Source organism: Agrococcus sp. AC640b, assembly GCF_979255995.1.
The window spans coordinates 142,512-162,748 of the sequence record NZ_CEEDMM010000001.1; the positions used below are offsets into that span (position 1 = coordinate 142,512).

Genomic DNA, 20,237 nt, shown 5'->3' on the forward strand with positions numbered 1-20,237 from the left:
GTCGGTCAGTCGAGCCCGAACAGCGCAGGCCATGCGGCTGCGGCCACCGGGTAGCCGACGAACGCGACGACGTCGATGAGGATGTGGGCGATCACGAGCGGCAGCAGCCTGCCGAACCGCGTGTAGAGCCAGCCGAACAGCAGGCCGAGCAGCAGGTTCGAGAAGAACCCGCCGACGCCCTGGTAGAGGTGGTACGTCGCGCGCAGCACGGCGGCGCCGACGATGATCTGGTACCTGCCCCATCCGAGGCTCCGCAGCCGCTCGAACAGGTAGCCGATGACGATGACCTCCTCGGTGACGCCGGCGCGGAACGCCGCGAGGAGGAGGATCGGCACCGTGAACCACTGCGCATCGAGCGGGCTCGGCGCGAGGGCGGCGGTGACGCCGATCGCCCGGCCGGCAGCGAAGATCGCCAGTCCCGGGATGCCGACGACGAGCAGCAGCACGCCGGCCCAGCCGAGGTCGCGCCCCGGCCGGTCGAACGTGATGCCGAGCCTGGCCAGGTGCGGCCTGCGCGAGCGCCACAGCAGCCAGCACACGAGCACGACGGGCACGAGGTCGAGCAGGTGACCCGTGAGCTGGTAGGAGAGGTCGAGCCAGGCGCGGTCGCTGCGCTGCGGGTTGAGCGCGACCACCTGGTCGCCGATGGGATCCGGCCGCGTCGCGAGGTCGGCGATCTGGATGATCGAGTAGATGGCGCTCGCACCGAGCGACACGAGCAGCACGCATGCGATCTCGACCCAGCGCGATCGGCGTGAGCCCGTGAGGGGATCGGCGGCGGGGAACCAGGTGCGGGCCGTCGCGGGGGTCGTCACCTGTCGGCTCCGCGCGGCGGCGGCTCCGGCATCGCGCACGCCGGCGTGCCACCTGGCAACGCGTGCCGGTGCGCAGACACCCAGTCGTAGCCGCGTGCGGCGATCGTGCGCACGACGGGGGCTGCGAGCACGGCGCCGGCGAGGCGGGGGAGCGCGCCGCGCTGCCCGGACAGCAGGGCAGCGAACGTCTGGGCGCCGTGCCAGCGTCGGCCGGACTCGCGGTCGACGAGCCATGCGAACGTCGTCACGTCGTCGAGCGTGAGCCCGAGCTCGTCGAGGTCGAGCCGCTGCCACGGCTTCGCCTCGGGGAACCGGGGCAGCACGGCGCGCAGACGCTCGACGCTCGTCGTGCAGAATCCGCAGTCGCCGTCGAACACGAGGAGGGCTGGGCGCACGGCGCCAGCCTATCCCCGCGCCGCGTTCAGAGGCCGCGGACCCCGGTCACAGCGGTCCGCCAGGGTGGTAGTACTGGAACGACGCGGTCCAGCCGGTCGAGGTCAGGTGGCAGGGCTCGTCGAAGATGAGCTGATGCCCGGAGCCTCGCCAGTAGCTGGCCTGCACGCTGAGCTGCTGCTGGCATTGGTACTGCGTCTGCTGCGTCGGGATCCTCTCCCTGCCAGTGTGCGCCGACGCTCCCGCGACGCCCGACCCGACGACGAGGGCCATCGCGACGGCCGCCGTCGCAGCGCCCTTGGCCATCCATCTCGGCTTCCTGCTCATGTCCTGTCTCCTTCGTCATCCTTCTGCTCGACCGTCGAGCGGGTGCCCGAGGTCCCGTGACCGGCGATGCTACGGAAGGCGCGCGAGCATTGGTGAGGGAACGCTCATGTTTGCGGAGGATCGCAACGATCGTGCGTCGACACCGGGCTGTGCGCAGCGTCGTTGTGCTCGGCGCTGGTCGTCACCGAGGAACATCACCGCTCCGTAACGTTTCGCGGTGTGCGAGGACTCGGGTGACGGCGCGCGGCTAGGGTCGGGTCAACCCTGCGTCTCGTCATGCCTCGGCTGTGCGGCGCAGTCCCCTTTCAACAGCAGGAGGAATCTTGTTCCACAAGAAGACGCGTGCGCGGGGCCTCGTTGCCGTCGCTGCGGTCGGAGTCGCGGGCCTCGCCCTGTCGGCATGCACGACCACCGGTGGTGGCGACGACGAAGGCGGCGCAGAGGGCTCGGGCGAGTCGGTGACGGTCGCCGTCACGAACGCCCTGACGTCGATGAACTCGGCGACGCCCGACACGAACCTCAACACCAACGGCATGGCCGAGTACATCACCGGCAGCAACGGTGGCCTCGGCACGTTCTGGACGCTCGATGGCGACTACAACATCGTCCCCGACGAGACGAACGTGTCGTACGAGCTCGTGAGCGACGACCCGCTGACGGTCGAGTACTCGATCAACGACGGTGCCGTGTGGTCCGATGGCGAGCCCATCACGACGACCGACATGCTGCTCTCGTGGGCCATCGGCTCCGGCTACTACGACGACGTCACGCTCGACGAGGAGACGGGCGACCCCGTCTCCGGCACGCAGTACTTCCAGCTCGCAGGCAGCACGGCAGGCCTCGACACGACCTCGTACCCCGAGATCGACGAGGAGGCGGGCACGATGACCATCACGTACGGCGAGCCGTACGTCGACTGGGAGCTCGTGAACATGCTCACGAAGCCTGCTCACGCGATGGCCGAGATCGCCGGCGTCACGCTCGAGGACGTCGAGACGGCGCTCGCGAACGAGACCGCAGGCGACCCCGCAGCACCCGCAGAGCCCGACGCGACCCTCACGGCGCTCGCCGAGGCATGGCTCACGGGCTTCAACATCACCGAGATGCCGTCGGACGAGAACGTGCTCGTCGGCGTCGGCCCGTACGTCCTGTCGGACTTCACGGCAGACGACGGCGGCTCGGCCGTGTTCTCGCTCAACGAGAACTGGGCGGGCGAGACTCCGGCCTTCGACACGGTCATCATGTCGTTCATCGGTGACACGACCGCACAGGTCTCCGCGCTGCGCAACGGCGAGGTCGACCTGATCGCCCCGTCGAGCATCACGGCGGACACGACGCAGGCGCTCGAGGAGGCCGGCCTCGAGGTCGACCTGGGCGACGCGCTCTCGTACGACCACCTCGACCTGTCGTTCGACAGCCCCGTGTTCTCGAACCCGGCGTACCGTGAGGCGTTCCTGCTCACGATCCCGCGTCAGCAGATCCTCGAGTCGATCATCACGCCCATCAGCCCCGAGGCCGAGGTGCTCAACTCGCAGCTCTTCGTCTCGTCGCAGCCGCAGTACGCCGACGCGACCGCCGAGAACGGCTACGCAGAGGCATACGGCGACGTCGACATCGCGGGTGCGCAGGCACTGCTCGCAGGCGCCACGCCTGAGATCACCATCCTGTACAACACGGCGAACCCGAACCGCGTGGACACGTTCCAGCTGATCCAGCAGAGCGCCCAGGAGGCCGGCTTCATCGTGAACGACGGTGGCGACCCCGAGTGGTCCTCGCTGCTGGGTGGCGGCGGCTACGACGCCTCCATCTTCGGCTGGGTCTCGCCCGGTGCCGGCTACGCGGGCCTTCCGCAGATCTGGAAGACCGGCGGCGGTGGCAACTACAACGCCTACTCGAACCCCGAGGTGGACGCGCTGGTCGACCAGACGCAGGTCATCATCGACGACGCCGAGGCGATCGACGCGCTGCAGGTGCAGATCGACGCGCTGACGCAGGCTGACGCCTACGGCCTCCCGCTGTTCCAGACGCCGGGCCTCACTGCAGGCAACGGTCGTGTGGGCGGCGTCGGAGAGTACTTCGGCGGCCAGACCGGCATCTTCTACAACGTCCTCGACTGGACGCTCGAGGGCTGATCCAGCAGGACCACGACACGGAGGGGGGCGTCGGAGCACGACTCCGGCGCCCCCCTCCGTTCGTGTACTAGCGTGTGCGTGCGACGCGATCCGTCGCACGCTCCGACGACGGAAGAAGGCAGCGTGATCGGCTTCATCGTGCGGCGAGTGCTCGCATCGATCCTGACGCTCGTGGTGGCATCGTTCATCATCTACGTGCTCGCGGCGTATGCGGGCAACCCGCTCCAGGAGCTCGAGGCGTCGAACGCGCCGAACAAGGAGCAGCTCATCGCCGCGCGCATCGCGGCGCTCGACCTCGACGTGCCGCCGCCGCTGCGGTGGGTGCTGTGGCTCTCTGGAGCCGCACGCTGCGTCGTGCCGTTCGCGGGCTGCGACCTCGGCGTCAACCTGCAGAACATCGAGGTCACCACGCTCCTGCCGAGCGCGATGGTCTCGACCATCCGTCTCGTGTCGATCGCGACGGTCGTCGCGATCGCGCTCGGCATCACGATCGGCGTCGTCTCGGCCCTGCGTCAGTACTCGGGCCTCGACGTCACCGTCACGTTCATCAGCTTCTTCCTCTTCTCGCTGCCGTCGTTCCTGATCGCCGTGCTCCTCAAGGAGTTCATCGCCATCGGTGGCAACGACTTCTTCCGAGATCCGCAGATCCCCATCGTCATCCTCATCGTGATGACGATCGTCTCCGCCTTCGTCTGGCAGTCGATCATCGGCGGTGCGCTCAGGCGGCGCCTCACCACTGCGGTCGTCGCAGCGGTCGCGACCGCCGGACTCCTCATCGCGATGCAGGCGACCAACTTCTTCCTCACGCCGTCGCTCGGCCCCGTCGGGCTCCTCGTGCTCATCGCAGGCACCGTCGCGGGCGTCGTCGCCCTCGTGTCCGGCTTCCAGAACCGTCGCGCGCTGCTGTCCGCAGGCATCAGCGGTGCGATCGCGTACGTGTGCTCGTTCCTGCTGCAGCCGCTCTTCGACGTCTCCTCGATCTGGACGATCCTCATCCTCGGCATCGCCGCCGTGGTCGTGGGCGTCGCGATCGGCGCGGTGCTCGGCGGCCCCGACCGCGGCCAGGCGATGCTCGCCTCCGGCATCACCGCCTTCGTCGCAGGCTCCTTCGTCGTGCTCGACCGCGTCATGCAGTCGTGGCCCGCCTACCTCGACCACTCGCGCATCCGCGGTCGACCGATCGCGACGGTCAGCGGCGAGACGGCAGGCTTCTCCGGCGACGTGTGGGCGACGACGATCGACGCGACGATGCACTACATGCTGCCGACGATCGCGCTGCTGCTCATCTCGTTCGCCGGGTACACGCGCTACGCGCGTGCAGGCATGCTCGAGGTGCTCAACCAGGACTACGTGCGCACCGCGCGGGCGAAGGGCCTGGCCGAGCGCACCGTCATCATGCGCCACGCGTTCCGCAACATGCTCATCCCGCTCACCACGATCGTCGCGGCCGACATCGGCGCGCTGCTCGGAGGCGCGATCATCACCGAGACGATCTTCGCGATCGCGGGCATGGGACAGCTGTTCAACAACTCGCTGCGCACGAGCGACCTCAACCCGCTCATGGGCTACTTCGTCGTCATCGCGATCATGGCGATCCTGTTCAACTTCGTGGCGGACCTCTGCTACGCAGCCCTCGACCCGAGAGTGCGGGTGAAGTGACATGACGACGACCACGCAGCAGTCCGCCCACGTCGAGGGCAAGGAGAGCCGCAGCCAGGGTCAGCTGATCCTCCTGCGCTTCGTGCGCAACCCCGTGGCGATGGTGTCGCTCATCCTGCTCGTCGCGATCTGGGTGTTCTCCGTCTCGGCGATCGGTCTCGGACCCATCCCCGGATGGTGGCAGTACGACTACACGACGCCGCTGCCGGGCTCCGGCAGGTCGCCGACCGCCGAGCACCCGTTCGGCCTCAGCCGCATCGGCATCGACTACTTCGCGCTCGTCATGCGCGGCCTGCAGAACTCGTACTTCGTCCTCGTGATCATCGCGGGCGTCGGCACGGTCGTCGGCACGCTCGTCGGCTCGATCGCCGGCTACTACCGCGGCTGGGTCGACGCGGTGCTCATGCGCGTCACCGACGTCTTCATCGTGCTGCCGTCGATCGTCATCGGCGCCATCGTCGGCAAGCTCGTCTCGGGCTCGCTCGGCGTGTGGCTGCTCGCGATCCTGCTCGGCTTCACGGTGTGGATGGGCATCGCGCGCCTCGTGCGCGCCGAGTTCCTCTCGCTGCGCGAGCGCGAGTTCGTCGAGGCAGCCCGCGTCGCGGGCGCGAGCGACGCCCGCATCATCTTCAAGCACATCCTGCCGAACGCCGTCGGCGTCGTGATCGTGGCCTCGACGCTGCTCGCCGCTGCCGCGATCCTGCTCGAGACGGGGCTCAGCTTCCTCGGGTACGGCATCCAGCCGCCCGAGTCGTCGCTCGGGCGCCTCATCTCCGAGAACCAGACGTCGTTCGCGACGAGGCCGTGGCTCTACTGGTGGCCCGCGCTCTTCATCGTCGCGCCCGCGCTGCTCATCAACTTCATCGGCGATGGGCTGCGCGACGCGTTCGACCCGCGACAGAAGCGGTTCTCGCGGCGGCGCACGAAGGAGCTGCCCGCCGATGCGCAGTGATCGTCAGGAGCCGGCGATGAGCCAGGCTGCGACGGGCGCGGCGACGATCGCGGCGACCACGACGGCGATCGTCGCGACGTGCCACGTCCGCGGCACCGCGACCTCGTCGGCGTCGCCGACCGCGACGCGGCCCTCGTCGAGCGCCCGCTGCCAGCGGTCGCGCACGAGCGCCGCGACGTCGCCGGACTCCGTGCCGGGCACGTCGCCGACGTGGACGACGCGCTCGAGCCGCGCGCGCTCGTCCGGGGTGCCCTCGCGGCGCACGCGACGCTCGGCGCCCCAGGCCGACAGCCTGCTCGGCTGCGGCGCGACGAAGACCGACACGGCGCCGCGCGGCGTGTGCAACGCCACCGACCACCGCGTCGAGACGTCGACGAGCGCGTCGAACGGCACGCGACGCGTCGAGAGCACGTTGCGCACCGTCGCGCCGTCGGCGTCGACGCTCAGGGATGGCCGCCACAGCACCGCCCACGCGGCGATCGCGACGGCGACGAGCGCCGGGATCGCGGCACGCGCCTCGGGTGCCTCTGCGCCGCTGATCCACAGCGCCACGCCGAGCGCGCACAGCAGCAGCCAGATGACGATGGCGAACGCGCGATGCGTTCGCGAGTGGACGACGACCGGTTCCCCCTGTGGCACCGAAGCATTCTCGCAGGCCGACGCCCACAGGCGCGGCCTCGACGGAAGGAAGACACGGTGACCGACCGCCTCGCACCTCCAGCGCTCGAGATCACGGACCTCAGCGTCGACTTCGCCGTCGAGGGGTACTGGACCCCGGCAGCGAAGCACCTCACCTACTCGATCGACCGCGGCGAGGTCGTCGCGGTCGTCGGCGAGTCGGGCTCCGGCAAGAGCGTGAGCTCGATGGCGATCCTCGACCTGCTGCCGAAGACGGCGCGCGTGCGCGGCAGCATCAAGCTCGACGGCGAGGAGCTGCTCGGCATCACGCCCGCGCAGATGCGCTCGCTGCGCGGCGAACGCGTCGCCGCGATCTTCCAGGAGCCCATGACGGCGCTCAACCCCGTCTTCACCGTCGGCTTCCAGATCATGGAGGCGCTGCGCACGCATCGGTCGATGCTGCCCAGCGCCGCCAAGGCGCGTGCGCTCGAGCTGCTCGACATGGTCGAGCTGCCCGACCCGATGAAGGCGTTCAAGTCGTATCCGCACCAGCTCTCCGGTGGGCAGCGGCAGCGCGCGATGATCGCGCAGTCGCTGTCGCTCGACCCCGAGCTGCTCATCGCCGACGAGCCGACGACGGCGCTCGACGTGACCGTGCAGGCCGAGATCCTCGACCTCATGCGCAACCTGAAGGACGACCTCGGCTCCGCCGTGCTGCTCATCACGCACGACATGGGCGTCGTCGCCGACCTCGCCGACCGCATCGTCGTCATGCAGAAGGGCGACCTCGTCGAGCAGGGCGACGTGCGCCAGATCTTCTCGGCGCCGCGCCACGAGTACACGCAGATGCTGCTGGCAGCCGTGCCGCGGCTCGGCGCCGGCGGCGAAGGCGAGGCCATCGACGTCACGGCCGCGCTCGCACTGAGCGCCGACGGCGACGCGGGGTCGGCCGAGCTCGAGGCGCGCGCCGCCGAGAACCTGCGGATCGCCGAGCGCGCCGCATCCGAGGCCGCTGCCGCCGAGGCTGCCCGCACCGACGTGCTCGTGATCGAGGACGTCGTCGTCGAGTACGGCCGCAAGGGCAAGCTCGGCACGTTCCGCGCCGTCGACGGCGTCTCGATGCACATCGGCGAGGGGGAGGTGCTCGGCCTCGTCGGCGAGTCGGGCTCCGGCAAGTCGACCATCGGCCGCGCGGCGATCGGGCTCCAGCCCACCGCGGCCGGCACGCTCACGGTCGACGGCATCGACGTCACGGCTCGCGATCGCCAGACGCGCGCGAAGCTCGTGAAGGCCGTCGGCATCGTGTTCCAGGACCCGTCGTCGTCGCTCAACCCGCGACTGCCGATCGGCGAGTCGATCGGCGAGCCGATGCTGCTGGCGAAGGTCGCGAAGGGCAAGGAGCTCGACGAGCGCGTCGTCGACCTGCTCGAGTCCGTCCGGCTGCCAGCGTCGTACCGCAACCGGTACCCCCACGAGCTCTCCGGCGGGCAGAAGCAGCGCGTCGGCATCGCGAGGGCGCTGTCGATGGATCCGCGCCTGCTCGTCGCCGACGAGCCGACGAGCGCGCTCGACGTCTCCGTGCAGGCGACGGTGCTCGAGCTGCTGAAGGAGCTGCAGGCCGAGCGCGGCTTCGCATGCCTGTTCATCAGCCACGACCTCGCCGTCGTCGACCTCATGGCCGACCGCATCGCCGTGATGCACCACGGCAGGCTCGTCGAGCAGGGCCCCCGAGACGCGATCCTGCGCGCTCCCAAGGACCCGTACACGCAGCGCCTCATCGCGGCCATCCCCGTGCCGGATCCCGACGAGCAGACGGCCAGGCGCGCCCTGCGCCACCAGGTGCTCCTGCAGACCGCGGCCGAGGCTGAGGGACAGGTGCCGATGACCGAGGAGGCCGGGATCCAGGTCGAGGAGTCGGAGGCCGACGCCCACCGATCGGCGAACCCGCCGTCGAGCCGGTAGGCTGGTCGCAGGGGCGCGTCTTCGCGCAGCCCCGACACCCGTACACGCAGCGGCTTCAGCTTGTCGGTGCCGCCTGCCGACCTGGTCGTGCAGCGGTGCCTTGCGAGCCGCATCCGAGCCCGAGAGGCTGAGCATGGCCACTGCCACGCGACCCGACATCCGCAACGTCGCCATCGTGGCGCACGTCGACCACGGCAAGACGACCCTCGTCGACGCCATGCTGAAGCAGACGAACTCGTTCGCCGCGCACGGCACCGTCGACGATCGCGTCATGGACTCCAACGAGCTCGAGCGCGAGAAGGGGATCACGATCCTCGCCAAGAACACGGCGGTCCGCTACGCGGGTCCGTCGTCGGACGGCTCGCCCGTGACGATCAACGTCATCGACACCCCCGGGCACGCCGACTTCGGCGGCGAGGTCGAGCGCGGCCTGTCGATGGTCGACGGCGTCGTGCTGCTCGTCGACGCGTCGGAGGGTCCGCTGCCCCAGACGCGCTTCGTGCTGCGCAAGGCGCTCGAGGCGTCGCTGCCGGTCATCCTGCTCGTCAACAAGACCGACCGTCCCGACGCCCGCATCGACGAGGTCGTGAGCGACAGCCAGGACCTGCTCCTCGGCCTCGCCTCCGACCTGTCGGAGGACCGTGCCGACCTCGACCTCGACGCCGTCCTGAACGTGCCGGTGGTCTACGCCTCCGGCAAGGCCGGCCGTGCGTCGATCGCGTCGCCCGGCAACGGGAACCTGCCAGAGAGCGAGGACCTCGAGCCGCTGTTCGCGTCGATCCTCGAGCACATCCCCGCGCCGACGTACGACGACGAGGCGCCGCTGCAGGCGCACGTGACGAACCTCGACGCGTCGCCGTTCCTCGGCCGCATCGCGCTGCTGCGCATCTTCAACGGCACGATGCGCAAGGGCCAGACGGTCGCGTGGGTGCGGCACGACGGCTCCGTGCAGTCGGCGCGCATCACCGAGCTGCTCGTGACGAAGGCCCTCGAGCGCGTGCCGGCCGAGTCGGCATCCGCAGGCGAGATCGTCGCGGTCGCAGGATTCTCCGACATCACGATCGGCGAGACCCTCGCAGACCCCGACGACGTGCGGCCGCTCGCGCCCATCCACGTCGACGAGCCCGCCATCTCGATGACGATCGGCACGAACACGTCGCCGCTCGTCGGCCGCGTCAAGGGCTCGAAGCTCACGTCGCGCATGGTGAAGGAGCGTCTCGACCGCGAGCTCATCGGCAACGTGTCGCTGCGCGTGCTCGACATCGGCCAGCCCGACGCGTGGGAGGTGCAGGGTCGCGGCGAGCTCGCGCTCGCCATCCTCGTCGAGCAGATGCGTCGCGAGGGCTACGAGCTGACTGTCGGCAAGCCGCAGGTCGTCACGAAGCGGATCGACGGCGTCGTGCACGAGCCCTTCGAGGACCTCACGATCGACGTGCCCGAGGAGTACCTGGGTGGCGTGACGCAGCTGCTCGCCGGCCGCAAGGGCCGCATGGTCACGATGTCGAACCACGGCACCGGCTGGGTGCGCCTCGAGTTCATCGTGCCGAGCCGCGGCCTCATCGGCTTCCGCACCGAGTTCCTCACCATCACGCGCGGCACGGGCATCGCGAACGCGATCTCCGCCGGCTACGAGCGGTGGGCGGGCCAGATCGTCGTGCGCAGCTCGGGCTCGCTCGTGTCGGACCGCTCGGGCGTCTCGACGACGTTCGCGCTCATGACGCTGCAGGACCGCGGCGAGTTCTTCATCCAGCCGGGCGACGACGTCTACGAGGGCATGGTCGTCGGCGAGTCGTCGCGTGCCGACGACATGGACGTGAACATCACCAAGGAGAAGAAGCTCAACAACATCCGGTCGGCGACCGGTGACGAGCTCGAGCGCCTCACGCCTCCTCGTCAGCTCTCGCTCGAGGAGTCGCTGGAGTTCGCGCGCGACGACGAGTGCGTGGAGGTCACGCCCACGGCGGTGCGCATCCGCAAGGTCGAGCTCGACGGCACGCTGCGTGCCCGTGCGGCCTCGCGCCTGAAGAAGCAGTCGCAGTCCTGACCCGATCGGTCGCTGCTGCCGGGTGATCGGGCAGCGGTGGTTCGCGACACGCCCGTGTCGCGAGCCGCTCCTGCCCGATCGAGCGCCGGAGGCGACCGATCAGGTGGAGGGCGCCTGCGACGGGGCGAGGCGGTAGCGGGCCGCTCGGTGCGTGTCGGCCACCCGCGGGCCCGCGCCGTGCAGCTTCTCGCGCAGCGTTCCCGGCGCGTAGGACTCCGGGTAGGCGCCGCGGGCGCGCAGCACGGGGATGACGTGCTCGATGACGTCCTCCCACGTGCCTGGCGTCACGGCGTACGCGAGGTTGAAGCCGTCGACGTCGGTCTCCTCGACCCACGACTGCAGCTCGTCGGCGATCTCCTCGCCCGAGCCGACGATCGTCGGACCGAGGCCGCCGATGGCCGCGTGCCTGCCGAGGTCGCCGACGGTCCACTCGCGGCCGAGGTCGGCCTCCTCCTTGAGATGCTGCAGCGTCGACTGGATCGCGTTCGACTCGACGTCGCCCACCGGCTGATCGGACTCGTACGCCGCGAGGTCGACGCCCATCCAGCCGGAGAGGAACGTCAGGGCGCCCTCCTCCGACGCGTACGAGCGGTAGTCGGCCTCCTTCGCGACCGCCTCGTCGTGCGTCGCGGCGGTGATGACCGTCAGCAGCGTGTAGATGCGCGCCGAGCGCCGGTCGCGTCCCTCGGCCTCGAGCGCGTCGCGGATGCGCGCGACGGTCGAGGCGAGCACCTCCTTCGAGCGCGCGGCGACGAAGATCGCCTCCGCGTTCTGCGACGCGAAGCGGATGCCGCGCGGTGACGCGCCCGCCTGGTAGATCACGGGCGTGCGCTGCGGCGACGGCTCGGAGATGTGGATGCCTGGCACGCGGAAGTGCGTGCCCTCGTGCGCGATGGCGTGCACCTTCGCGGGGTCGGTGAAGATGCCGCGCTCGCGGTCCTCGACGACGGCGTCGTCCTCCCACGAGCCCTCCCACAGCTTGTAGAGCACCTCGAGGTACTCGTCGGCGTGGTCGTAGCGATCGTCGTGCGCGAGCTGGTCCTCCTGCCCCATGTTGCGCGCGGCGCTCGGGAGGTAGCCCGTGACGACGTTCCAGCCGATGCGGCCTCGCGTGAGGTGGTCGAGGGTCGTGAGGCGACGCGCGAACGGCACGGGATGCTCGAACGCCGTGCCGGCGGTGATGCCGAAGCCGAGATGCTCGGTGACGGCGGCCATGGCGCTCACGAGCAGGATCGGATCGTTGACCGGCACCTGTGCGCCGTTGCGGATCGCCGCCTCGTTCGTGCCGCCGTAGACGTCGTAGGTGCCGAGGACGTCGGCGATGAAGATGCCGTCGAACGTGCCCGACTCGAGCAGGCGCGCGAGCCCCGTCCAGTACTCGATGGTCGTGTAGTGCCGCGACCGGTCGTCGGGATGGCGCCACAGGCCGGAGGACTGGTGGGCGACGCAGTTCATGTCGAACGCGTTGAAGCGGATCTGCCTGGTCATGCAGGGATGCAATCGAGATGCCGCACGCCTGTCGACCCCCGGCCGTCGCACGACGCAATGCGTCGTCATGCGACGCAACGCACCCGCGCTCGGGCGCCGCGCCGTCGTAGCGTGCCAGCATGAGCGACAGCCCCGAGACCCCGCTGCGCGTCGTCGGCGTCAACGGCAGCCTGCAGGCCGTGTCGAAGACGGGTGCGCTGCTCGACGCCGTGCTCGGCACGATCGGCGAGCGCACCAACGCCGAGCTGCGGCACATCGACCTCGCACGGCTCGCGCCCGGCTTCTCGGGCGCCCTCGCACGCGAGCAGCTCTCCGCCGACGTCGAGGATGCGCTCGTCGCGGTCGAGGGCGCCGACCTGCTCGTCGTCGGCACGCCCGTGTACCGCGCGTCCTTCACGGGCCTCTTCAAGCACTTCTTCGACTTCGTCGAGCAGCGTGCGCTCGTCGACACGCCCGTCCTGCTGACGGCGACGGGTGGGAGCGACCGCCACACGCTCACGATCGAGCATCAGCTGCGGCCGCTCTTCGGCTTCTTCCAGGCGCTCACGCTGCCCACGGGCGTCTACGGCTCGTCGCGCGACTTCGCGGACGGCCGCGTCGCGTCGCCCGACCTGCTCGAGCGCATCGACGCCGCGGTCGACCGCTCGCTGCCGCTCATCCTGCACCGCGTGCGACCCACGGTCCCCGCGCGCTGGTAGCGAGCGGGCGCGGGGCCCGCGTGCGGCGTCGACGGCGCCGCACGGGTGCGAGGATGGGGGGATGGACCTCGGCGAGCACGTGCTCTTCGTGCACGCGCACCCCGACGACGAGACGCTCTCGACCGGGGCGGCGATCGCGACGATCGCCCAGACCGGCCTCGCCTCCGTGCTCACCCTCACCCTCGGCGAGCGCGGCGAGGTCCGACCGGAGGCGCAGTCGGCGCTCGCGGCCGCCGGCAGCCTGCCGAGGCTGCGCGACGTGGAGCTCGACCGTGCGATCGTCGCGCTCGGTGCGACGCGCATCGAGCCCGAGGCGCGCCTCGAGGACTCCGGCATGGCGTGGGACGGGCAGCTGGCGGTGCCGGCGGCCGACGTGGGGCCGAGGGCCCTCACCGCGCAGCGGCAGGCCGACGTCGAGCTGCTGATCCTCGACGTCGTGCAGCGTCTGCGGCCATCGGCGATCGTCACGTACGACGAGGACGGCGGCTACGGCCACCCCGACCATCGCGCCGTGCACGACGCGGTCGTCGCCGTCGCGAGAGACCTCCGTCTGCCGCTGTACGTGCGCGTCGACGAGCCCGCCGACGTCGCCGTGCCGCTCGCGCCCGTCGCCGATCGCGTGCACGACGCGCTCGCAGCGCACGCGAGCCAGCTCGCACGCGACGGCGACGTCGTCGTGCACGTCGGCGGGCAGCGCGAGCCGCTCGCGCAGGTCGAGCACTACCGCCTCGTGCGGGCGGCGTCGCCGATCGGATGGGGCACGACGGTCGTCGTCGGCCTCGTCGCGGCGGTGATCGGCGTCGTGGGCACGTTCACGAGCCGCGCCGTCGAGCCGTGGGGGCTCGTGCTCGCGCTCGTCGCAGCCGTCGGCATCATCGTCGGTCCGCGACTGCTGGGCTCGCGAGCGGCATCGATCGCCGCCGCGGTGGGCGTGCTCGTGCCGATCGGCGTCGTGTCGCTCGACCCGTTCGGCACCGCGGGCTCCTCCGGCCTGCTCGAGGCCGACGCGGTGGGCTGGCTGTGGGTGCTGGTGCCGGGCGCCGCGGCGCTCGTCGCCCTCGCATGGCCGACGCGCGCCGCGATCGGCCGCATCCGCGACGCCGCCCGCGGCTGACACGCGGTGGGTGACGCAGAGCGCATGCTCGTCGCCGGTAGGCTGGGTCGGTCGGAAGGACCCCTCTCGTGACCTACGTGATCGCGCTGCCATGCGTCGACGTGAAGGACCGCGCGTGCGTCGACGAATGTCCCGTCGACTGCATCTACGAGGGCGAGCGGATGCTGTACATCCACCCCGACGAGTGCGTCGACTGCGGCGCGTGCGAGCCGGTGTGCCCCGTCGAGGCCATCTACTACGAGGACGACGTGCCCGAGGAGTGGGCGCAGTACTACGACGTCAACGTGCAGTTCTTCGAGACGCACGGCTCGCCCGGCGGCGCGGCGAAGGTGGGCGTCATCGCCGACGACCACGCCATCGTCAAGGCCCTCCCGCCGCAGGCCTGACCAGCGGAAGGACCCGCCGTGGACCAGCTGCCCGCCTTCCCGTGGGACTCCCTCGCCGACGCGAAGGCCACGGCCGCCGCGCATGCGGGCGGCATCGTGGATCTGTCGGTCGGATCGCCCGTGGATGCGACGCCCGCCATCATCCAGGCTGCGCTCGCCGATGCCGCGAACGCGCCGACGTATCCGACGTGCTGGGGCACCCCGGCCCTGCGCGACGCGATCGTCGACTGGTTCGCGCGGGCGCGCGGGGTGCCAGGGCTCGGCCACGCGAACGTCATGCCGACGGTGGGGTCGAAGGAGACCGTGGCGGGTCTGCCGCTGTGGCTCGGCCTCGGCCCGGGCGACGTCGTGGTGCACCCGAGCGTCGCGTACCCGACGTACGACATCGGTGCGCGCGTCGCGGGCGCGACGCCCGTGCCCGCCGACGATCCGGACGAGTGGCCCGCCGGCACGCGCCTGGTGTGGGTGAACTCGCCGTCGAATCCCACGGGCGACGTGCTCGGCGTCGACGCGCTGCGCCGCATCGTCGAGCGCGCACGCGCGATCGGCGCGGTCGTCGCGAGCGACGAGTGCTACGCGCTGCTGCCGTGGGACGTCGACGAGGTGCCCTCGATCCTCGATCCGCGGGTCGCAGGCGACACGCGCGAGGGGCTGCTCGTCGTGCACTCGATGTCGAAGCAGTCCTCGGTCGCGGGATACCGTGCGGCGTTCGTCGCGGGATGCGCGAAGGTCGTGGGGCGCGTGCTGGAGGTGCGCAAGCACATCGGCCTCATCCCGCCGGGGCCCGTGCAGCACGCGATGACGGTGGGCCTCGCCGACGACGACCACGTCGCCCAGCAGCGCGAGCGCTACCGCGCCAGGCGCGACGCGCTGCGCCCGGCGCTCGAGGCTGCGGGCTTCACGGTGCGCGGCGACGCAGGCCTCTACCTGTGGTCGAGCGACGGCCGTCCCGCCCGCGAGCAGGTCGCGGATCTCGCCGCGCACGGCATCCTCGCCGCCCCCGGCGACTTCTACGGCGACGGGCGTCACGTGCGCGTCGCGCTCACGGCATCCGACGAGCGCATCGCGGAGGCGGCGCGGCGCCTCGCCGGTTTCCGACCGGTACTGCGTACGCCGTAGGGTGTGATGGTGACCCACGCTGACGAGACGCCCAAGACGGCGACCCTGACCGTCGACGGTCGTACGATCGAGCTGCCCGTCCTCGCCGCCGCGGATGGTCGGTCGAGCATCGACGTGTCGAAGCTGATGCGCGAGACCGACCACACCACCCTCGACTACGGATTCGTGAACACCGCCGCCACGCGCAGCGCCATCACGTACATCGACGGCGACGCGGGCATCCTGCGCTACCGCGGCTACCCGATCGAGCAGCTCGCGGAGCAGAAGTCGTTCCTCGACGTGGCGTACCTGCTCATCTACGGCGAGCTGCCGACGGCCGACGAGCTCGGCGAGTTCGACACGCGCATCCGTCGCCACACGCTGCTGCACGAGGACCTCCGCCGGTTCTTCGACTCGCTGCCGCGCAACGCGCACCCGATGAGCGCGCTCTCGAGCGCCGTGTCGGCGCTGTCGACCTACTACGCCGACGACCACGACCCGCACGACCCCGCGCGCGTCGAGCTGCAGACGATCCGTCTGCTGGCGAAGCTGCCCGTGATCGCGGCGTACGCGCACAAGAAGTCGATCGGGCAGGCGTTCCTCTACCCCGACAACTCGTTGTCGTTCACCGAGAACTACCTCAAGCTCAACTTCGGCCTCATGGCAGAGGAGTACGACCTCAACCCGGTCATGGTGAAGGCGCTCGAGCGTCTGCTCATCCTGCACGCCGACCACGAGCAGAACGCGTCGACGTCGACCGTGCGCCTCGTCGGCTCGACGGAGGCGAACCTGTTCGCGTCGGTCTCCGCTGGCATCCACGCGCTGTCGGGTCCGCTGCACGGCGGCGCGAACGAGGCGGTGCTGACCATGCTGCGCGGCATCCAGGAGTCCGGCGAGGGCGTGCAGCGCTTCGTGGAGCGCGTGAAGCGCAAGGAGCAGGGCGTGCGCCTCATGGGCTTCGGCCACCGGGTGTACAAGAACTACGACCCGCGTGCGAAGCTCGTGAAGTCGTCGGCCGACGAGGTGCTGGAGGCGCTCGGCGTCTCCGACCCGCTGCTCGACATCGCGAAGGAGCTCGAGCAGGTCGCGCTCGAGGACGAGTACTTCATCGAGCGCAAGCTCTACCCGAACGTCGACTTCTACACGGGCGTCATCTACAAGGCCATGGGCTTCCCGGAGCGGATGTTCACGGTGCTGTTCGCCATCGGTCGCCTGCCGGGGTGGATCGCGCACTGGCGCGAGATGGTCGACGACCCGCAGACGAAGATCGGCCGCCCGCAGCAGCTGTACGTCGGCCCTGCCGAGCGCAACATCCCGTAGCAGCACCCGTTTCCGCAGCGCCGCGGCCGCACCCAGGAGATCCCGCCATGGCACGCACCGCGTTCGCGTCGAGGCTCGACGGCTACTTCAAGATCCGCGAGCGCGGCTCGACGATCCCGCAGGAGGTCCGCGGCGGCCTCGTGACGTTCTTCGCGATGGCGTACATCATCGTGCTGAACCCGTTGATCATCGGCGGCTTCTCCGAGGATCAGGCCGCGACCGACGTGGTCGGCGGCTGGCTCGAGAACGGTCAGGTCGCGGCGGTGACGGCCCTCGTCGGCGGGCTCATGACGATCGCGATGGGCGTCGTCGCCAACGTGCCGTTCGGGCTCGCCGCGGGTCTCGGCATCAACTCGTTCCTCGCGTTCACGCTCGTGGGAGAGCTGACGTGGCCGGAGGCGATGGGCCTCGTCGTCATCAACGGCGTCCTCATCGTGGTGCTGAGCGTCACGGGGCTGCGGCGCCGCATCTTCGACGCGATCCCCGGTGAGCTGAAGAGCGCGATCGCGGTGGGCGTGGGACTGTTCATCGCGTTCATCGGGTTCGTCGACTCGGGCTTCGTGCGCGCGACGGGCAGCGCGTCACCGCCGTTGCAGCTCGGCGAGGGCGGGTCGATCGTGTCGCTGCCGACGGCGGTGTTCCTGCTCGCCGTCGCGCTCATGGGCGTCCTCGTGGCGCGCAAGGTGCGCGGGGCGCTGCTCATCGGCATCGTCGCGGCGACCGCCGTCGCGATCGTCGCGGAGTCGATCTTCCACGTGGGGCCGTCGCTCGGCGCGGACCCGAACGCGTGGAACCTCAACGAGCCTGCGCTGCCGACCGCCCTGCTCGCGCTGCCGGACCTGTCGCTCGTCGGCCAGGTCGACCCGTTCGGCGCGTTCGCACGCGTCGGGCCGCTCGCGGCGTCGATGCTCGTCTTCACCCTCTTCTTCCTGAACTTCTTCGACGCGATGGGGTCGATGACGGGCCTGGCGAAGCAGTCGGGGATCGCGGCGAAGGATGGCACGTTCCCCGGCCTGAAGCGCGCGCTCATCGTCGAGGGCGTCGGCGCGGTCGCCGGTGGCGGCGCGAGCGCATCGTCGAACACGGTGTTCATCGACTCCGCCGCAGGCATCGGCGAGGGCGCTCGCACGGGGCTCGCCTCGGTGGTGACCGGCGTGCTGTTCCTCGCAGCGATGTTCCTCACGCCGCTGACGCAGGTCGTGCCGCTCGAGGTCGCGGCCGCGACGCTCGTGATCGTCGGCGCGCTCATGATGAGCCAGATCCGCGACATCGACTTCACGGAGTTCCGCGTCGCCCTGCCCGCGTTCCTCACGATCGTCGTCATGCCGCTGACGTACAACATCGCGAACGGCATCGGCGTCGGCTTCATCGCCTGGGTGCTCGTGCACGCCGTGTCGGGTCGCGCGCGCACCATCAGCCCGCTGCTGTGGATCGTCGCTGGGCTGTTCGTCGTGTTCTTCGTGCGTGGGCCGATCGAGGCGCTGCTGGGGCTCTGACGCGTCGCCCTGGCGCCCCGCGTCACAGGATCGTCGTAGCCTGCGGGCATGGACGACGTGACGGCGTGGCTGCTGGAGGGCGACCCCGGCATCCGCTGGCAGGTGCTGCAGGACCTGCTCGACGCCCCCGGCGACGTGGTCGCGGCCGAGCGGGAGCGGGTGGCGTCTGCGGGCCTCGGTGCTGCGCTGCTCGCAGCGCGCGGCGACGACGGGCTGTGGGCTGGAGGCGCGTGGGCGCCGGCGGGGTGGTCGTGGGACCTCGGTGAGCCGCAGCCGTGGTCGTCGACGTCGTGGGTGCTCGAGTCGCTCTGCGATCTCGGCATGCCGGGTGACGCGCCCGTCATGGCAGAGACCGTGGCGCTCATCGCCGAGCACGGACGGTGGGAGCACGAGGGCCAGCCCTTCTGGCACGGCGAGGTCGACTCGTGCATCAACGGCCGCACGATGCGCGCGGGGGCGCAGTTCGGCGCCGACGTCTCGCGCATCGTCGAGTACTGCGGGGAGGACCAGCAGCCCGACGGCGGTTGGAACTGCTTCCGGCTCGAGCACGAGGGGTCGTCGCGCTCATCGTTCGCGAGCACGCTCAGCGTGCTCGAGGGGCTGCTCGAGCACGAGCTCGCGACGGGGGAGTCGACGGCGACGATGCGGCAGCGCGGCATGGAGTACCTGCTCGAGCGGTCGCTGCTGCGTGGTCTGCGATCGGGGGAGGTGGTGTCGGAGTCGTTCCTCGCCTTCCCGTTCCCGCCGCGGTGGCGCTACGACGTGCTGCGGGCGCTCGACCATCTGCGGGCGGCGGGCGTGGCTCCCGAGCCGCGCATGCACGAGACCGTCGCCGTCGTGCGCGGCAAGCGTCGAGCCGACGGGCGCTGGTCGTCGGAGTACGACGACCCCGGCGCGGTGCAGCTGCACCTCGACGTCCCAGCAGGCGAGCCCAGCAGATGGAACACCCTGCGGGCGCTGCGCGTGCTGCGGTGGGCCGACGCCGAGCGCTGATCGGCGTGCTGCACGCGCGCGGCGACCCAGGCGCAGCGGCTCATGCCGGGATGCGCTCCCATCGTCCCTCGGACACGACGTCCACGTCGTCGCCGTCGACGACGACGGCCGTCGCGTCGTCGATGGCGTAGACGGCGCACGGCACGTCCCGCGCCCAGGCTCGGACGGCGTCGATGCGGGTGTCCTCCATCTCGGGATGCTCGAGATGCGGGTAGAGGGCGAGGCCGACGAGCGCGAGGGGCGCCTCGGGCCCGGCGGGGTCGAGGACGCGGTCGTTGTACGTGGCCCCGAGGCTCGCGCCGACCGCCTGGCTGCCGGCGGACAGTCCCACGTAGACGACGTCGTCGCGCAGGGTCGACAGCGCGTCGGCGAAGCCCGAGCGCCGCATCCAGCCTGCGAGGTAGGTGGGGTCGCCGCCGCCGACGAGCAGGACGTCGGTCTGCTGCAGGCGAGGCAGCCACGCCTCCTCGGGGATGCTGGGGAGCGCCGTGAGCTCGAGCACGCCGAGCGACGCCCAGCCGGCGTCGGCGAAGCCGCTCCCGTCGGCACCCGACACGAGACGCGCGGCGATGCTGCCGTCGAACCAGTGGCCCGCCGTGGGGATCACGAGCGCCGAGCACTCGGCGCGGGGGCGTGGCAGCAGCGCATCGAGCGTGCCGCGGATCGTCGGGTTCGTGAGCCCGCCCGAGGTGAGGAGGTACCGCATGCGCCCGACGGTACTCCTCGCCTCCGGCCCGACCTG

At 70.8% G+C, this 20,237-nt stretch carries 18 protein-coding genes; 12 read left to right on the forward strand and 6 right to left on the reverse strand.

Features of this window, described 5'->3' with window-relative positions; all coding sequences use genetic code 11:
- Positions 1 to 5: 5 nt before the first annotated feature.
- The 3 genes from ACZ6H8_RS00745 to ACZ6H8_RS00755 are packed head-to-tail and all read right to left on the reverse strand — an operon-like array spanning position 6 to position 1,535.
- Positions 6 to 815, reverse strand: a complete 810-nt coding sequence (locus tag ACZ6H8_RS00745) for a CPBP family intramembrane glutamic endopeptidase (RefSeq protein ID WP_464143439.1) — start codon at positions 813 to 815, stop codon at positions 6 to 8.
- Positions 812 to 1,210, reverse strand: a complete 399-nt coding sequence (locus ACZ6H8_RS00750) for a thiol-disulfide oxidoreductase DCC family protein (protein WP_464143440.1) — start codon at positions 1,208 to 1,210, stop codon at positions 812 to 814. Before ACZ6H8_RS00750 ends, ACZ6H8_RS00745 begins: the two co-directional genes overlap by 4 nt.
- A gap of 46 nt (positions 1,211 to 1,256) precedes the next feature.
- Positions 1,257 to 1,535: a hypothetical protein gene (locus tag ACZ6H8_RS00755; RefSeq protein WP_464143443.1), complete on the reverse strand. Its 279-nt coding sequence runs from the start codon at positions 1,533 to 1,535 to the stop codon at positions 1,257 to 1,259.
- Between the two features lie 323 nt (positions 1,536 to 1,858).
- On the opposite strand from ACZ6H8_RS00755, the gene ACZ6H8_RS00760 reads away from it, so the two are divergent.
- The 3 genes from ACZ6H8_RS00760 to ACZ6H8_RS00770 all read left to right on the forward strand — a co-directional run bounded on the left by ACZ6H8_RS00760 (position 1,859) and on the right by ACZ6H8_RS00770 (position 6,278).
- Complete coding sequence (locus ACZ6H8_RS00760; protein ID WP_464143444.1) at positions 1,859 to 3,667, forward strand: ABC transporter family substrate-binding protein; 1,809 nt, start codon at positions 1,859 to 1,861, stop codon at positions 3,665 to 3,667.
- A gap of 123 nt (positions 3,668 to 3,790) precedes the next feature.
- The gene (locus ACZ6H8_RS00765; RefSeq protein ID WP_464143446.1) at positions 3,791 to 5,326 is read left to right on the forward strand and encodes an ABC transporter permease; all 1,536 of its coding nucleotides are present in this window, start codon (positions 3,791 to 3,793) and stop codon (positions 5,324 to 5,326) included.
- A 1-nt stretch (position 5,327) separates the two neighbouring features.
- Positions 5,328 to 6,278 (forward strand): ABC transporter permease, encoded by a 951-nt coding sequence (locus ACZ6H8_RS00770; protein WP_464143447.1) that lies wholly within the window; start codon positions 5,328 to 5,330, stop codon positions 6,276 to 6,278.
- Between the two features lie 3 nt (positions 6,279 to 6,281).
- On the opposite strand, the gene ACZ6H8_RS00775 is transcribed toward ACZ6H8_RS00770, so the two are convergent.
- Positions 6,282 to 6,917: a PH domain-containing protein gene (locus tag ACZ6H8_RS00775; protein ID WP_464143449.1), complete on the reverse strand. Its 636-nt coding sequence runs from the start codon at positions 6,915 to 6,917 to the stop codon at positions 6,282 to 6,284.
- A 57-nt stretch (positions 6,918 to 6,974) separates the two neighbouring features.
- On the opposite strand from ACZ6H8_RS00775, the gene ACZ6H8_RS00780 reads away from it, so the two are divergent.
- On the forward strand, positions 6,975 to 8,858 hold the full coding sequence (locus ACZ6H8_RS00780; protein ID WP_464143451.1) for an ABC transporter ATP-binding protein: 1,884 nt from the start codon (positions 6,975 to 6,977) through the stop codon (positions 8,856 to 8,858).
- A gap of 133 nt (positions 8,859 to 8,991) precedes the next feature.
- Entirely contained in the window at positions 8,992 to 10,902 is a 1,911-nt protein-coding gene (gene typA / locus ACZ6H8_RS00785; RefSeq protein ID WP_464143452.1) for a translational GTPase TypA, read from the forward strand.
- Between the two features lie 99 nt (positions 10,903 to 11,001).
- Here the strand turns inward: typA and ACZ6H8_RS00790 are convergent, their stop codons facing one another.
- Positions 11,002 to 12,390, reverse strand: coding sequence for an LLM class flavin-dependent oxidoreductase (locus tag ACZ6H8_RS00790; protein ID WP_464143454.1), 1,389 nt, complete (start codon positions 12,388 to 12,390; stop codon positions 11,002 to 11,004).
- 119 nt (positions 12,391 to 12,509) lie between these two features.
- On the opposite strand from ACZ6H8_RS00790, the gene msuE reads away from it, so the two are divergent.
- The 7 genes from msuE (at position 12,510) to ACZ6H8_RS00825 (ending at position 19,495) form a co-directional block, all read left to right on the forward strand.
- Positions 12,510 to 13,088 carry an FMN reductase gene (gene msuE, locus ACZ6H8_RS00795; RefSeq protein WP_464143456.1) on the forward strand — a complete coding sequence of 193 codons (579 nt, stop codon included), beginning with the start codon at positions 12,510 to 12,512 and terminating at the stop codon, positions 13,086 to 13,088.
- 61 nt (positions 13,089 to 13,149) lie between these two features.
- The gene (locus ACZ6H8_RS00800) at positions 13,150 to 14,202 is read left to right on the forward strand and encodes a PIG-L family deacetylase (RefSeq protein WP_464143458.1); all 1,053 of its coding nucleotides are present in this window, start codon (positions 13,150 to 13,152) and stop codon (positions 14,200 to 14,202) included.
- 68 nt (positions 14,203 to 14,270) lie between these two features.
- Complete coding sequence (fdxA, locus tag ACZ6H8_RS00805; RefSeq protein WP_464143460.1) at positions 14,271 to 14,588, forward strand: ferredoxin; 318 nt, start codon at positions 14,271 to 14,273, stop codon at positions 14,586 to 14,588.
- A gap of 18 nt (positions 14,589 to 14,606) precedes the next feature.
- On the forward strand, positions 14,607 to 15,707 hold the full coding sequence (gene dapC / locus ACZ6H8_RS00810) for a succinyldiaminopimelate transaminase (RefSeq protein ID WP_464143462.1): 1,101 nt from the start codon (positions 14,607 to 14,609) through the stop codon (positions 15,705 to 15,707).
- Positions 15,708 to 15,716: 9 nt separating this feature from the next.
- Positions 15,717 to 17,006: a citrate synthase gene (locus ACZ6H8_RS00815; protein ID WP_464143463.1), complete on the forward strand. Its 1,290-nt coding sequence runs from the start codon at positions 15,717 to 15,719 to the stop codon at positions 17,004 to 17,006.
- 47 nt (positions 17,007 to 17,053) lie between these two features.
- Positions 17,054 to 18,502 carry an NCS2 family permease gene (locus ACZ6H8_RS00820; RefSeq protein WP_464143465.1) on the forward strand — a complete coding sequence of 483 codons (1,449 nt, stop codon included), beginning with the start codon at positions 17,054 to 17,056 and terminating at the stop codon, positions 18,500 to 18,502.
- 48 nt (positions 18,503 to 18,550) lie between these two features.
- Complete coding sequence (locus ACZ6H8_RS00825; protein WP_464143466.1) at positions 18,551 to 19,495, forward strand: hypothetical protein; 945 nt, start codon at positions 18,551 to 18,553, stop codon at positions 19,493 to 19,495.
- Positions 19,496 to 19,535: 40 nt separating this feature from the next.
- Here ACZ6H8_RS00825 and ACZ6H8_RS00830 read toward each other — a convergent pair whose 3' ends face one another.
- Positions 19,536 to 20,201, reverse strand: a complete 666-nt coding sequence (locus tag ACZ6H8_RS00830) for a Type 1 glutamine amidotransferase-like domain-containing protein (RefSeq protein ID WP_464143467.1) — start codon at positions 20,199 to 20,201, stop codon at positions 19,536 to 19,538.
- Positions 20,202 to 20,237: the final 36 nt, after the last annotated feature.